This window comes from Spongiibacter marinus, assembly GCF_016906995.1.
In the GTDB taxonomy this organism is placed as follows: Bacteria; Pseudomonadota; Gammaproteobacteria; order Pseudomonadales; family Spongiibacteraceae; genus Spongiibacter; species Spongiibacter marinus.
In genome coordinates this window covers 265,777-278,766 of sequence record NZ_JAFBBD010000001.1, presented here as the reverse complement: position 1 = coordinate 278,766, position 12,990 = coordinate 265,777, and the positions used below count along the sequence as shown (strand labels likewise).

At 55.1% G+C, this 12,990-nt stretch carries 14 protein-coding genes; 1 reads left to right on the top strand and 13 read right to left on the bottom strand.

The features are described from left to right. From HNR64_RS01305 to HNR64_RS01290, 4 genes are all read right to left on the bottom strand, one after another. Positions 1-2,319: a Tex family protein gene (locus HNR64_RS01305; protein ID WP_204994815.1), complete on the bottom strand. Its 2,319-nt coding sequence runs from the start codon at positions 2,317-2,319 to the stop codon at positions 1-3. Positions 2,320-2,385: 66 nt separating this feature from the next. After that, complete coding sequence (locus HNR64_RS01300; RefSeq protein WP_204994814.1) at positions 2,386-3,024, bottom strand: TetR/AcrR family transcriptional regulator; 639 nt, start codon at positions 3,022-3,024, stop codon at positions 2,386-2,388. Positions 3,025-3,129: 105 nt separating this feature from the next. Further along, complete coding sequence (locus HNR64_RS01295) at positions 3,130-3,612, bottom strand: phasin family protein (protein WP_204994813.1); 483 nt, start codon at positions 3,610-3,612, stop codon at positions 3,130-3,132. A gap of 159 nt (positions 3,613-3,771) precedes the next feature. Further along, on the bottom strand, positions 3,772-4,218 hold the full coding sequence (locus HNR64_RS01290; protein ID WP_027873297.1) for a hypothetical protein: 447 nt from the start codon (positions 4,216-4,218) through the stop codon (positions 3,772-3,774). 272 nt (positions 4,219-4,490) lie between these two features. On the opposite strand from HNR64_RS01290, the gene HNR64_RS01285 reads away from it, so the two are divergent. Further along, positions 4,491-5,276 carry an esterase/lipase family protein gene (locus HNR64_RS01285; RefSeq protein WP_204994812.1) on the top strand — a complete coding sequence of 262 codons (786 nt, stop codon included), beginning with the start codon at positions 4,491-4,493 and terminating at the stop codon, positions 5,274-5,276. A 109-nt stretch (positions 5,277-5,385) separates the two neighbouring features. Here the strand turns inward: HNR64_RS01285 and HNR64_RS01280 are convergent, their stop codons facing one another. The 9 genes from HNR64_RS01280 to HNR64_RS01240 form a co-directional block, all read right to left on the bottom strand. Further along, positions 5,386-6,936, bottom strand: a complete 1,551-nt coding sequence (locus tag HNR64_RS01280) for a phosphoenolpyruvate carboxykinase (protein ID WP_204994811.1) — start codon at positions 6,934-6,936, stop codon at positions 5,386-5,388. A 169-nt stretch (positions 6,937-7,105) separates the two neighbouring features. Beyond that, on the bottom strand, positions 7,106-7,957 hold the full coding sequence (hslO, locus tag HNR64_RS01275) for an Hsp33 family molecular chaperone HslO (RefSeq protein WP_204994810.1): 852 nt from the start codon (positions 7,955-7,957) through the stop codon (positions 7,106-7,108). A 10-nt stretch (positions 7,958-7,967) separates the two neighbouring features. Further along, positions 7,968-8,354, bottom strand: a complete 387-nt coding sequence (locus tag HNR64_RS01270) for an RNA-binding S4 domain-containing protein (RefSeq protein WP_027873293.1) — start codon at positions 8,352-8,354, stop codon at positions 7,968-7,970. A gap of 8 nt (positions 8,355-8,362) precedes the next feature. Next, entirely contained in the window at positions 8,363-9,034 is a 672-nt protein-coding gene (yrfG, locus tag HNR64_RS01265; RefSeq protein ID WP_204994809.1) for a GMP/IMP nucleotidase, read from the bottom strand. A gap of 29 nt (positions 9,035-9,063) precedes the next feature. Beyond that, positions 9,064-9,243 (bottom strand): hypothetical protein, encoded by a 180-nt coding sequence (locus tag HNR64_RS01260; protein ID WP_204994808.1) that lies wholly within the window; start codon positions 9,241-9,243, stop codon positions 9,064-9,066. 203 nt (positions 9,244-9,446) lie between these two features. Continuing rightward, positions 9,447-9,635: a hypothetical protein gene (locus tag HNR64_RS01255; protein ID WP_204994807.1), complete on the bottom strand. Its 189-nt coding sequence runs from the start codon at positions 9,633-9,635 to the stop codon at positions 9,447-9,449. Positions 9,636-9,785: 150 nt separating this feature from the next. Next, positions 9,786-11,012 carry an acyl-CoA dehydrogenase family protein gene (locus tag HNR64_RS01250; RefSeq protein ID WP_204994806.1) on the bottom strand — a complete coding sequence of 409 codons (1,227 nt, stop codon included), beginning with the start codon at positions 11,010-11,012 and terminating at the stop codon, positions 9,786-9,788. A 15-nt stretch (positions 11,013-11,027) separates the two neighbouring features. Further along, positions 11,028-12,134 (bottom strand): acyl-CoA dehydrogenase family protein, encoded by a 1,107-nt coding sequence (locus tag HNR64_RS01245; protein ID WP_204994805.1) that lies wholly within the window; start codon positions 12,132-12,134, stop codon positions 11,028-11,030. Between the two features lie 162 nt (positions 12,135-12,296). Continuing rightward, complete coding sequence (locus HNR64_RS01240; protein ID WP_204994804.1) at positions 12,297-12,875, bottom strand: TetR/AcrR family transcriptional regulator; 579 nt, start codon at positions 12,873-12,875, stop codon at positions 12,297-12,299. Positions 12,876-12,990 lie beyond the last annotated feature (115 nt).

The window sequence follows — 12,990 nt, the reverse complement described above, 5'->3', positions numbered from 1 at the left end:
CTACAAGCGTTTGCCCTTGCCCTGTTTTGCTTGAGCAAAGAGCGCTGCCATCGTGCCGCCGGGGGCGTTTTGCTGTTTTTTCTGCTGCTGTTTGACGTCGCGATTACTGCGTTCAGGTCGGCGGCCGCCCCTGCCCTCGGCTTGGTGATCGCTGGCCTGATCGCTCAGGCGCATGGACAGGGCAATACGCTTACGCGCGGCATCAACATCCATGACCTTCACTTTCACGATATCGCCGGCCTTCACAACACTGTGAGGGTCTTTTACAAAACTCTCTGAAAGCGCAGAAATATGGACCAAGCCATCTTGATGAACGCCAATATCCACAAAGGCGCCAAAGTTAGTCACATTGGTTACTACGCCTTCCAGCACCATATCGGCTTCAAGGTCAGAGATCTTTTCAATGCCATCTTTGAATTCGGCGGTTTTGAATTCTGGCCGCGGGTCGCGGCCCGGTTTATCCAGCTCGTTAATAATATCGCTGACGGTGGGGATACCGAAGCTGTCGTCGGCGTATTCGGCGGCGTTGAGGCTTTTCAAGAAGCGACTGTCACCGATCAGGTTACTGACCTCTCGGCCGCAGCGCTGCACAATTTTTTCCACTACGGAGTAAGACTCTGGGTGAACCGCAGAGCTGTCCAGCGGGTTTTCACCGCCCATTACGCGTAAAAAGCCGGCGGCTTGCTCAAAGGTTTTGGCCCCAAAGCGAGAGACTTCCATCAGCTGCGCGCGGTTGCGGAAGGCACCATGCTGGTTGCGGTAGTCGACAATATTCGCCGATATCGATTGATTGAGACCCGACACCCGCGACAACAGCGCAGGTGATGCGGTGTTCACGTCCACGCCGACGGCGTTAACACAGTCCTCAACGACGGCTTCCAGGCTGCGAGACAGCGCCGTTTGCGAGACATCGTGTTGATACTGGCCAACACCAATGGACTTGGGATCTATCTTCACCAGTTCGGCCAGCGGATCCTGCAATCGTCGGGCGATAGAAATGGCCCCGCGGATGGTTACGTCCAGGTCGGGGAATTCCCGCGCCGCGTACTCCGATGCGGAATAGATCGACGCCCCTGACTCGTTGACCATGATACTGGTACAGCCCAGTTCGGGGTGGGCGGAAAGCAGGTCTTTAACAAAGCGCTCGGTCTCGCGACTGGCGGTGCCGTTACCGATGGCGATCAATTCTATATTGTGAGTTTTAATCATCGCGAGCAGGCTGGCAGCGGCCTCTGCTTGTCGATTTTGCGGTGGGTTCGGGAAAATCGCGCCGTGATCCAATACCTTGCCGGTGGCGTCAACCGCTGCGACTTTAACACCTGTACGCAGGCCGGGGTCGAGCCCGATGGTCGCACGTGGCCCCGCTGGTGCGGCGAGTAGAAGGTCTTTTAAGTTTCTGGCAAACACTTCAATGGCACCGGCGTCGGCTTGCTCTCGAAGCCGGCCAAGCAGATCGGTCTCAAGGTGGGTGTAGAGTTTGATTCGCCAGGTCCAGCGCAGTACTTCCCGTAGCCAACTGTCGGCGGGGCGACCTTGATCCTGTAGGGACAGGTGTTCTGCCAGCATCAGTTCACAAGGGTGAATTTTGGCATCTGGCTCACCCGCGACCAAGCTCAGCGCCAGAATGCCCTCATTGCGGCCGCGGAACATGGCCAAAGCGCGATGAGAGGGGGCACTTTTTAGCGGCTCGCTGTGCGCGAAATAGTCGCGAAATTTTGCGCCCTCTTCTTCTTTGCCAGCCATTACCGTGCTACTCAGCTGCGCGTTTTCCCAAAGGTAGCTACGCAGCTTGGCGATCAAGTTGGCGTCTTCGCTGAAGCGCTCCATAAGAATATATTTGGCACCGTCTAGCACGGCTTTGCTGTCGGCAAGACCCTGCTCGGCGTCGATGTAAGCGACTGCCTCAGTGTTAGGGTCGAGGTTTGGGTTGTCGAACAGGGCATTGGCCAGCGGTTCCAGGCCAGCCTCTATGGCAATTTGGCCCTTGGTGCGGCGTTTGGGTTTGTAGGGGAGATAGAGGTCTTCGAGCCGATTCTTGCTATCTGCCGCCAGAATGTCTGCCTCAAGTTCGGCGCTGAGTTTGCCCTGCTCGCGTATGCTGTTAAGAATACTGTCGCGGCGCTCTTCCATTTCGCGAAGGTAGCCTAAGCGGCTCTCCAGCTCGCGCATTTGGCTATCGTCGAGCCCGCCGGTGACTTCTTTTCGGTAACGAGAAATAAAGGGGACCGTGGCGCCGTCATCAAGCAGGTTAACAGCGGCGCTAACCTGTGATTCTTTTACGCCCAATTCCTGGGCAATACGACTCGAAATTGCTTGCATAATGTGTGGCCTGATACCGCGTAAAAACGCCACATTATGCAGAAACTTCGCGCTCGCGGCGAGGTTTTAGGCGTCTTTGGTTAATACGTCGAAAAGGGTGCAGCACTCGTCGTAGAAGTAGCGGAAGTCCGCCGTGAGATAGGGGGCAACCAGCGACATAAGATGAAAGACGCCTCGGTGGATGGTGATCTCGTCGGCGCAATTTTTCTCTCTCAGGCTGTTGTAGTTTAGCCAGAATGTGAGATTGAGTACGACGTTGTCGCAGAGGCGCGAAAGTGGCGTACCGGTGGTGTCCAGAATTCCTGCGGCGACCAGCTCTTCGGCAACGGCTTCGGCAGCTTGTAATTTTAGATTGAGTAGTTTGCGGAAGCGACGGTCGATATCGGGGTAGCGCTGTAAAATATCGTTGAGGTTGCGGTATAAATAACGGTGCTTAAACAGTTGCTCAAAAACAATATACAGATAAAACCAAGCGTCTTGGGGGCTTAGGCTTTTTTGCAGCGGGGCTTGCAGAATATCGCTGAGCTCTAGCTCAAAGGCAGAGAACAGCTCTTCGATAATTTCTTCTTTGCCGTGGAAGTGGTAGTAGAGATTGCCGGGGCTGATGTCCAGCTCATTGGCGATATCGACGGTGGTGACGTTGGCTTCGCCCTCGTCATTGAACAGGGCCAAGCTTGCCAGCAGGATTTTTTCGCGGGTTTTCATCCCTGAGTTAACCACCCATATTCATCGACAGGGCGTTAAAGTGACACGCCTGTGGGCGCTTGTCCAGAGACGACGCGACCCGCTAAAAAGCGGGTCGCGAAGGGCTTACTCGGCAGCTTTCTTTGCAGCGGCCTTTTTCGCGGGCGCTTTTTTGGCTGCAGTTTTCTTCGCGGCAGCTTTCTTAGCGGGGGCCGCCTTTGCTGGCGCTTTGCTGGCCTTGCTCAGTGCATCGACTTTCTTGCTCAGCGCATCCAGTTTTTTCTCGAGACGCTCGAGGTCGTCGGCGCTGGCAGTGTGACCAAAGCCCAGGCTTGCGCGCATTTTGCTGATGCGCTCTTCAATGGAAATAGTCTTGCCAATATTGCTGGCTTCGCCCAGTTTTTCGCGAGCTTGCACTTCCAGTTTGTTGCCCTTGTCGACCAACTCTTTGAACAGGCGTGGGCTGTCTTTGCTTGCTTTTTCGTAGACTTCTTGTGCTTCGTCGTAGGCGCGGCCGTATGCACCAAGGCCAGCCAGCCAAATGCTTTTTGCCAGTTCACTGGCTTGAGAAGAAACGTCTTTCAGGCTTTTCTTGCTGTCGTTGCTCATAAGATTCTCCAATGTGCGAAACGTTTTTGCGCAGCAGTGAGAGTGGAGCTCCGCACTGATGCAAAAAAGCACGATGACCAAGTTGGCGCATCGTGCAAAGCATAGTTAGGGTAAGGACCTAGGGGGGTAGGCGGTCAAAGTGACCGCCAAAATGCTCAATTACGATGCAGCAGCTTCTGTTGCTACAGCATCTTCACTCTTGCGAGAAACCAAGCCTTTTACCTTTTCGAGGTTGCTTTCCAGGCTTTCACGCAGCTCTTTAATACGCACGTCTACAGCTTCGCTTTTTACTGACTCAAGCTTGGCAGTCGCTTCGGTTTTTGTTTCGTTGATCTTGGCAACAACTTGCTCTTTGCTTTCTTCAAACTTGGCAATGGCGCTGCTTTGTACTTGCTCGCCACGGCTTACCAGGCCTTCAAAAATTTCGTTGCGCTTTGCGTACAGATCTTTGTACTTAGCTTCAGTTGCCTTGATTTTTTCTTCGGTCAATTTAGCCAGCTCTTGGCTTTGCTCAAACGCTTTACCAGCCAAGCCCAGTTGAGCCAAAAATACATCTTTGGCAACAGTGTTTGCTTTCTCAACGAAGTTAGTTTTTGCGTCGCTCATAGTACGTTCCTCTCTTGGGGGATGCCCCGTAATGTGTGTTATCAGCGACGGCGCAAACTGCTGGCCGCCGGTCTCGCTGTATGGGGTGAACGTTACGCATAAAAATTAGAAAGGGCATACTAAAGTGCACGTTTCCAAACATTGTGTCGCAGAGGGTCGAATTATCTCATGGCCGGCAGGAGGTGACGGAAAGGATTGCCAGTGCCGCCGAATATTGTTTAGATAATATGACAGGGTCGCTGTTACGAACCCGAATAATAAGAGAGAAAAAGATGGAAACTAGCACTAATGCTGCGGCCTCACGCAGTACCGCGAAAGAGTTGCGTTCTCTTGCAGAGATTTTTTCGGCAGTCTCCATGCGCGGTTTTCACCGCCATTTATCTTCAGGCGACGGTCACCCAGTGGTGATTGCGCCGTCATTTATGACCAGCGATGTCGCAACCTCGGTAATGCGACGAGCTTTGCGTCAAGCTGGGTTCGATGCCTATGGTTGGGAGCAGGGGCTGAATACAGGGCTGCGCGAGCAGGTTTACCTGAATTTCGAGCGCCATGTAAAGGATTTGGCGAGCCGCTATGGGCGTAAAGTCAGTCTGGTGGGTTGGAGCCTGGGTGGCATATATGCTCGCAGCCTTGCCCAGCGGAATCCCGACTTTATTCGCCAGGTGGTGACACTGGGCTCGCCGGTAAATATTCCGGAAATGCGCGGTGTATCCGGCCCTGTGTTGAAGTTATACGAAATGCTTAACCCTGGGGCGATGGATGACCCCATGCTGAATTGGCGGGAGGAGTGGTGCAGTGCGCCGCCAGTGCCTTCTACGGCGATGTATAGCGCCAGTGACGGTATTGTGGATTGGAAGTACTGCGTTCATCAGGAACCGGGCGAACAGAGCGAAAATTTACGGGTACCAGCGAGCCATATGGGGATGACCCATAATTTGGCAGTGCTGTATGCCTTGGCCGACCGTCTCTCTCAACGAGAGGGTCAGTGGCGGCCTTTTGAATTGACGGGCCTGCGCCGCCGGTTATTCCACGTGAGTGAGCACTTGGCCGTCGCGTAGTGCGCTAACAGAGAAGTGCCGCAGTGACGGGCGGTTTCAGTACGAAACCGTCGCGCATAAAAAAGGGCAGCCCTTGGGCTGCCCTTTTTGCTATCCGGCTATTATTCGCTTAGCTTTTCGGGCCAGCGGCTACGATAGCGTCAGAGACGTCAAACTTGGTGATGTTCTCTTGGAACAGTTTCGCCAATTTGCTGGCTTCCTGGTCGTAGGCTGCTTCGTCGCCCCACGCCTTGCGTGGGTTGATGTATTTGTCGTCTACGCCCGGAATTGCCTTGGGGATAGTCAGGTTCAGAATATCCAGTTGCTCGGTTTCTGCGCCGATCAACGCGCCACTTTGTGCCGCGGCAACCACAGCGCGAGTCACTGGGATGGGGAAGCGCGAACCGGTGCCGCCAGCAGCGCCTGAGCCGCCAGTCCAGCCGGTGTTGATCAGGTAAACCTGAGAGTCGAAGTCTTCAATGCGCTTCATCAACAGCTCGGCGTATTCGCCTGCGGGACGCGGCATGAAGGGCGCACCAAAGCACGTGGAGAAAGTGGGGTGGATACCTGCTTCTGCGCCCAGCTCAGTTGAGCCAACGCGGGCGGTGTAGCCGCTCAGGAAGTGGAAAGCCGCCGCTTCTTTGGACAGGATAGAGATCGGAGGTAAAACGCCTGACACGTCACAAGTCAGGAAGATAACGGTTTTCGGTTCGCCGGCGGCATTCTCGATAACGCGTTTTTCAACGTTTTCCAGTGGGTAACAGCAGCGGCCGTTTTCCGTCAGGCTTGTGTCGTCGTAGTCTGCGGTGCGGCTGTTTTGGTCGATTACTACGTTTTCAACGATGGCGCCGAAGCGGATGGCGTCCCAGATGATGGGCTCGTTCTTCTGGCTCAGGTTGATGGTTTTAGCGTAGCAGCCGCCTTCAATATTGAATACTGAGCCCTTCGCCCAGCCGTGCTCGTCGTCGCCGATCAGGTAGCAGCTAGGGTCGGCAGACAGGGTGGTTTTACCCGTGCCAGACAGGCCAAAGAATAAGGTGGTGTTGCCTTGCTCATCGACGTTCGCTGAGCAGTGCATTGGCATAACGTCTTTCTCTGGCAGCAGGAAGTTTTGCACAGAGAACATGGCTTTCTTCATTTCACCGGCGTAACGCATGCCTGCCAGCAGTACTTTGCGCTGGGCGAAATTGATGATGACGCAGCCGTCAGAGTTAGTGCCGTCGCGCTCGGGGTCGCATACAAAGCCCGCGCAGTTCAGAATTGTCCACTCTTCCTTGGCTTTTGGGTTGTACTTCTCAGGGCGTACAAACATGTTGCGACCAAACAGGCCTTGCCAAGCGGTTTGCGTGTTAACGACAACGGGAATGTAGTGATCTTCGTGGGCGCCAACGTGCAAGTTAGAAACGAAGCGATCGTGGTCGGCGAGGTAGTCTTCTACACGGCTCCACAGCGCATCAAATTTGGCGGCGTCGAAGGGGCGGTTAACGCTGCCCCAATCGATGCTGTCAGCCGTTGATGGCTCTTGAACAACAAAGCGGTCACCGGGAGAACGGCCGGTACGCTTGCCAGTGGTTACCACCAGCGCGCCTGTGTCGGCCAGTTGGCCTTCGCCGCGGGCCAGCGCTTGCTCGATTAATTGGGCGGGGGTTAAATCTTTATAAACAGTTGTTTCAGCACTCATTCTCGGTATTCCTGTCACGTCGTCCCTGGGGACATTAGGAGGTCACAGTTGATCGGGGTAAACCCCCCGCGCGGGTGGCCAGATTTTAAGGCGGCTATTATTGCAAAAATCGCCAAGCGGCGCTAACCCTGATCGCCGCCGATCTGCGGCGATTTTGGTTTTTTTTCACTCAATGTCGAGTGTTGGGCGCTGGGTCACCAAAGAGATTGGCAATATCCCCGGTGTTAAAGTGGAATTGGCGGTGGCAGAACTCGCAGTGGCTATCTATTTTTCCCTGCTCGCTGAGAATGCTCTCCAGCTCTTCTCGACCCAGAGAAACCAGTGCAGATTCCATGCGTTGCTGGCTGCAGCTACAGACGAATTTTAGCGACTTGGGCTCGAATACCCGCACCGTTTCTTGGTGGTACAGGCGGTGCAGCAAGCGGTCTGCGCTGAGTGTCAGTAGCTCTTCTTGTTGAACGGTATCGGCCAGGGTGGTGAGGTGCTGCCAAACGGCGGCATCACTTTGTTGCTCCGGCAGCTCTTGTAGCAGGATGCCCGCGGCGGTTTCGCCATCGGCGGATAGCCACAAGCGGGTGGCCAATTGCTCGCTCTGGCGGAAGTAGGCCTCTATACACGCGCCGAGATTCGCGCCATCTAAGCTGACAATTCCTTGATAACGTTGCCCTTTTTCAGGGTCGATAGTGATGGCTAGCTGGCCGTTGCCCAGCAGGCTATGAAAGTCCTCGCCGATCGCCTGGCCGGCGTCGCGAGCAATGCCGCGAATATCGCCGTTGGAATTTGCCTCGGCCATAATGAGTGGGACTTGACCGTCCCCGCGAACCTGCAGAATCAGGCTGCCGCGAAATTTAATGGTGACACTCAGCAGGGCTGCGGCAACCAAGAATTCCCCCAGCAAAGCCGCGACGGCTGGCGGGTAGTGGTGGTTTTCCAGCATCTCGCGATAGCTTTGCTGGATCTGGATATGCACGCCTCGCACATCACTGCCGTCGAAAATGAAGCGGTGAACTTGATCACTCATAAGGGGCTGTTTAGTCCTGTTGTTCGCGGAATCGATGAATTTGGCGGCGCTGTTTCTTATTGGGGCGCTCGCTGCGCAGCACCCCCGCTGCAGCCCCCAGCGCTTTCCGGTCGGCCGCATTCTGCTGGCGCTTGGCGATACTGGCGTCGGTTTCGCGGTAGAGTAAGGCGGCTTCGGGCGCGCCACGCCGCTGGTCGGAGATAGCGATAATCTCTACTTCGCGCTCGTCCCAGCCGGTGCGCAGCGTTAGCATGCCGCCCACTTCTACTTCCTTGCTTACCTTGCAGCGGGCGCCATTATAATGCACTTTGCCGCCCTCTATGGCCTGTTTTGCGATGCTGCGGGTTTTGTAGAAACGGGCGGCCCACAGCCACTTATCCAGGCGAAGGCGTTGTATGTCTTTGCTCAATCTCGGTCTCGCGGTGGTATTGGCAGAATTTCGTCAAAATGCTCAATAGCGGGGTAGCATAACCCCTGGCGCAGGGGCGCGCGACTGTCGGGGCGCTTCATGGTAATTAAGTGGCGTATACCGTGGCGAGCGGCAGAGTCTAACACGGTGGCGGTATCGTCAATCAGTAGGCTGCGAGCGGGCTCGTAATGCCAGTGTTGGGCGAGCTTTTGCCAGAAGGTGTCGTCCTCCTTGGGCAGGGCGAGTTCGTGAGAGGTAATGATGCGCTGAACCCACTGACCAAGGCCGGTTTTTTCCAGCTTGATATCGAGGCCGCCCTGGTGGGCATTGGTGACCAGCCAAACATCCCGGCCGCTGCGTTGCAGGGCATTCAAAAATCGTTCTGTGCTGGGGTGCATGCGAATCAGGTGGCTAATTTCGCGTTTGAGCGCAGTGATGTCGAGCTGAAGCTCTTCAGACCAGTAGTCGAGGCAGTACCAGTTCAGTGAGCCGCGCTCAGCCATGATGCGCGCGATCAGTTCTTCGCTAACGGTTTGGAGGTCGCCGCCATGAATCTCGGTGTACCGGCGGGGGAGGTGCTGTGTCCAGAAAAAATTGTCGTAGTGCAGGTCGAGTAGTGTGCCGTCCATGTCTAACAGAACGGTGTCGACGTCTTGCCAGTTAATCATAGTGCCGCGCCCTAATTGCGCGGCGAAAACTAGCGCGCCGCGTTGACTCGCATTGCCTGGTGGCTAATGGCATCTTTCATATCAATGGTTTCAGCGTAGTTCACATTGAGCCACCACTCATCGCGGTTGCTACGGAATTGATCGATAGGGCGGCCGCGATGCTTATTTTCGCTGAAGATAGAGTTTGTGCTGTTCGCTGCTGTTGCCATCACTGTGTCCTCTGCTGTGCGCTTAAGTAGTTGCGCTGTTCGAGTGTTAACCATAGTGATAGCGGCTCGGCAGCAGTATAGGGAAAAGCCCGTAATCAGTGAAGTGCTGTAGAAAAATGTGCGCTGTGCACGGTGTTAGCACACGTTGCCTTGGTTGATGTGTCACCGCTTATCGGTGTTGATAATCACGTGAATTGCTGAGCCTAAGCGCGAGCGGTGTTGGCGCTGGCGTCGATGAATTCCGCGTAGTCCACGCTCAGCCACCATTCGCTGTGGTTGAGGCCTAGGCGAGAAAGGCGGCGGGCGGCGGCCCGAGGTCGGAAAATGCTGTCGGTGTCTTTTTTTGCCGATAATTGCGCGTTGGAGCGGCGCTTTAAAAATTGCGTTGCCATGGTAGCCCCCAGTGATTCGGTATTTTTAATACTGGAGTGACTGTAGCAATGTCATATCTTCCTGCGTATACGCAATAGTCGGTAGCGGCATTTACCTAGGGCCTGTTAACAGGCCTGGCCGCTACCGACGATCACTTCCGTACATGCTGGCTAAGCAGATTGGTTGCCGGATGGGATGTCTTTGAATGCCATGCCCTTATCCGCTCTTGGCTCCTGAGGCATGCCTAATACCTGTTCGGCAATGATATTGCGCATGACTTCATCGGTACCACCCGCTAGGCGAATACCGGGAGAGAACAGGGCGGTTTTCTGGAAGTGGGCCTGCTGCGGCGCGAAGTCGGGGTTCATCACCGGGCCGCTTTCACCGAGCAATTGCAGGGCATAGTTGGCAATGTCTTGATTCATCACGGCACCGACCAGTTTTCCGAGCGCGGCTTCGGCGCCGGGCATTCCCCCTTTGGCCACAGCGGTGAGCATGCGGTTGGTGGAGGCCTTGATCCCGGCGTGCTGGCAGTACCAATCGGCCAAGTGCTCGCGCACAGAGGGGTTGTCGGATACTGGCTCGCCGTCTATCTGCAGCGTTTTGACTAATTGCAGGAGCTCTGGGAAACCGTCCGGCTGGACGCCGGAGATCGCCAGGCGTTCGTTCATGAGCACTAACAGCGCAGCGCCCCAGCCGCCGCCAATCTCGCCGAGCCGCTGGCTGTCTGGAATCTCAGCGTCATTGAAAAATACTTCATTAAAATGCGCGTCGCCATCCATTTGCTTGATGGGTTTAACGTCCACACCGGGCTGGCGCATATCGATGTAAAACATTGTCATGCCACGGTATTTAGACACCTCGGTATCGGTGCGGCACAAAATAACACCGTAGTCCGAGTGCTGGGCGCCAGAGGTCCAGATTTTCTGGCCGTTTACTACCCATTTGTCACCTTGCTTGACTGCACTGGTGCGCAGCCCGGCGACGTCGGAACCGGCACTCGGTTCTGAAAACATTTGGCACCAAACATCTTCAGCGCTGGCCATTCTTGGTAGCAAGTGCTGTTTTTGCTGCTCGCTGGCGAAGTGCATAATCGCCGGGCCACAGTTGCCTATGCCAATAACAAAGTAGCCATCGGGCTCGGCATAATTGGCCACTTCTTGAGACCAAATCACTTTGTGGATCTGGCTCAAGCCGGCGCCGCCATACTCTTTAGGCCAGTCGAGACAGGCAAATCCCGCGTCGGCCACTTTTTTGTACCAGCGTTTGGCATCGTCATAGCGTTCGGCCTGGGAGGGGCGACCCGCGCCGCTTTGTTTTGGGCGCGCATTGGCAGTGAGCCATTGGCGTACTTCTGCGCGAAATGCTGCTTGTTCGGGGGTATCTTTGAAGTCCATTGTCAGCTCCGGTGCTTAAGCAGTTAGCAGTTGTTCGGTGAGGCGGTTTTTCCAGACGGGGGCGCTGCCGATAACGCTTGAGAGTAGCTGGGCGCGTCGGTAGTAAAGGTGGCAGTCAAACTCCCAGGTAAACCCCATGCCGCCGTGGGCCTGAATGTTCTCTTTGCTGCACAAGTAGTAGGCGTTTATCGCGCTGACGCGAGCGGTGGCGGCGGCCAGAGGCAATTCACGTTCGCCATCGGTCATGGCCCACGCCCCATAGTAGGCGTTGGATTTCGCCAGCTCCTTTGCCACAAACATATCAGCGAGCTTGTGTTTAATCGCCTGAAAGGAGGCAACTTGGCGACCAAATGCGTAGCGGCCTTCGGTATAGGTTTTTGCCATATCAATTACGGCTTCACAGCCACCTATTTGCTCAAAGCTGAGCAGTACGGCGGCGCGATCAAGTAGCTGTTGATAGCAATGGGAGAAACCTTCGCCATTGCCCAACGGCTCAGAGGGGGCGTCGGTAAATTGAAGTGTGGCCATTGCCTGACTGGGGTCGATTGTCGGCTGGACTTGGCGTTGTATGGCACTGTTGTTGAGGTCTGCCTTATAAAAGGCCATGCGGCCGGCGTCATCGCGCGCAGCAACAATGGCGAAATCAGCGGCGTGGCCGTGCAAAACAGCCTGAGCCGTGCCGTTCAAGATGGCGTCGCTAGCCGTAACGGTATTTATCGCGCCGTGGTTGATACTGCGCGTTTCGGGCAGGGCAACACAGGCTATGGCGTCGCCGCTGGCCAACTGAGGAAGCCATTCAGCCTTCTGGGTGTCGCTGGCGCAGAGTTTTACCGCTTCGGTGGCAAGGTAGACTGAGGCGGTAAAGGGCAGTGGTGCCACTGCGCGACCCAGCTCCTGGGCGATGACGCACAGCTCCAGGTAGCCCATGCCGAGCCCCCCGAATTCTTCGTCGATCGCGATGGCGGGCCAGCCAAGCTCGGCCACCTGTTTCCACAGTGTTTCGTCATAGGCTCTCGCGTGCTCAAGGGCCTGTCGCGCGCGGTCTGGCGGGCATTCTCGGCTCAATACGAGACGAGCTTGGTCCTGAATGGTTTTTTGGTCGTCGGAAAAATCAAAATTCATAGATCGGCTCCTACTATTTTTATCTAATACGGCCGTATTAGTTTGTTGGATTCGCGTGCGCAATGCAGCAGTGATATGAGCCAACTAACTATAGAAGAGCGAGAAATAAAAAACGGCCACTAGAAGCTAGCGGCCGTTTAGATAAAGCGGGGGGAGCTGAGATTAGAAGCGCAGTGCGCGCATGCTGGCGTGGAATTCAGCTTTGCTAACAGGGTGCTGACGGTAAATCAGTGCCAAGCGTCCAGTTAGCGGCACGAGGTCATCAATGCTCAGACTCTTGCCGGTTTGCGCATTGTAGTTGCGCAGCGGCTCGATGAGCAGTTCGCGCCACAGGCGGTCGGACTCATCGTTGTCGATGTGCGGCATGATCTCTGCGGAATTGCGGCCGCTGGTGATTTCCAGGCGGTTGTCCTCGGCGGGGCGGTAGTTGGCAGTAAACCAAATACACTCTTCCAGCATACGAGGGAAATCCTCTTTGTATTCTGCAACGACATCCTTGAGCTGTTCGAACATGCGATTGCGCTCAATATCGGCAAGCGAAGAGATGATGTCGGATTTGCCGGTGAAGTAGCGATAAACCGTCCGCCGCGTCACGTTGGCGACATTGGCAATGTCTTCGATGGTTGTAGACTTAACGCCTTTCGCTGCAAAGCAGCTTACGGCCGCCTCAAGCAGGAGTTTCTTGCCGGTTACCAGATCATCTACTCGGGCGCCATTGCCCCAACGTTTGTTCGTTTTCATACTTACCACGCTCTGAATTTACAACACGGTTCTTACAGCTTGTTTGTGTGTCACTATGCTAGCACGCTGTAATCTTGCAGATGATCAGAAAAAGGCCCAATCGACTAAGGGATTA

Excerpts from the sequence above, each read along its gene's own strand:
- HNR64_RS01260 (WP_204994808.1), bottom strand. The coding sequence starts at position 9,243 with ATGGCAACAGCAGCGAACAGCACAAACTCTATCTTCAGCGAAAATAAG.
- HNR64_RS01240 (WP_204994804.1), bottom strand. The coding sequence starts at position 12,875 with ATGAAAACGAACAAACGTTGGGGCAATGGCGCCCGAGTAGATGATCTG.
- HNR64_RS01305 (WP_204994815.1), bottom strand. The coding sequence starts at position 2,319 with ATGCAAGCAATTTCGAGTCGTATTGCCCAGGAATTGGGCGTAAAAGAA.
- HNR64_RS01255 (WP_204994807.1), bottom strand. The coding sequence starts at position 9,635 with ATGGCAACGCAATTTTTAAAGCGCCGCTCCAACGCGCAATTATCGGCA.
- hslO (WP_204994810.1), bottom strand. The coding sequence starts at position 7,957 with ATGAGTGATCAAGTTCACCGCTTCATTTTCGACGGCAGTGATGTGCGA.
- HNR64_RS01300 (WP_204994814.1), bottom strand. The coding sequence starts at position 3,024 with ATGAAAACCCGCGAAAAAATCCTGCTGGCAAGCTTGGCCCTGTTCAAT.
- HNR64_RS01295 (WP_204994813.1), bottom strand. The coding sequence starts at position 3,612 with ATGAGCAACGACAGCAAGAAAAGCCTGAAAGACGTTTCTTCTCAAGCC.
- yrfG (WP_204994809.1), bottom strand. The coding sequence starts at position 9,034 with ATGATTAACTGGCAAGACGTCGACACCGTTCTGTTAGACATGGACGGC.
- HNR64_RS01285 (WP_204994812.1), top strand. The coding sequence starts at position 4,491 with ATGGAAACTAGCACTAATGCTGCGGCCTCACGCAGTACCGCGAAAGAG.
- HNR64_RS01245 (WP_204994805.1), bottom strand. The coding sequence starts at position 12,134 with ATGAATTTTGATTTTTCCGACGACCAAAAAACCATTCAGGACCAAGCT.
- HNR64_RS01280 (WP_204994811.1), bottom strand. The coding sequence starts at position 6,936 with ATGAGTGCTGAAACAACTGTTTATAAAGATTTAACCCCCGCCCAATTA.
- HNR64_RS01250 (WP_204994806.1), bottom strand. The coding sequence starts at position 11,012 with ATGGACTTCAAAGATACCCCCGAACAAGCAGCATTTCGCGCAGAAGTA.
- HNR64_RS01290 (WP_027873297.1), bottom strand. The coding sequence starts at position 4,218 with ATGAGCGACGCAAAAACTAACTTCGTTGAGAAAGCAAACACTGTTGCC.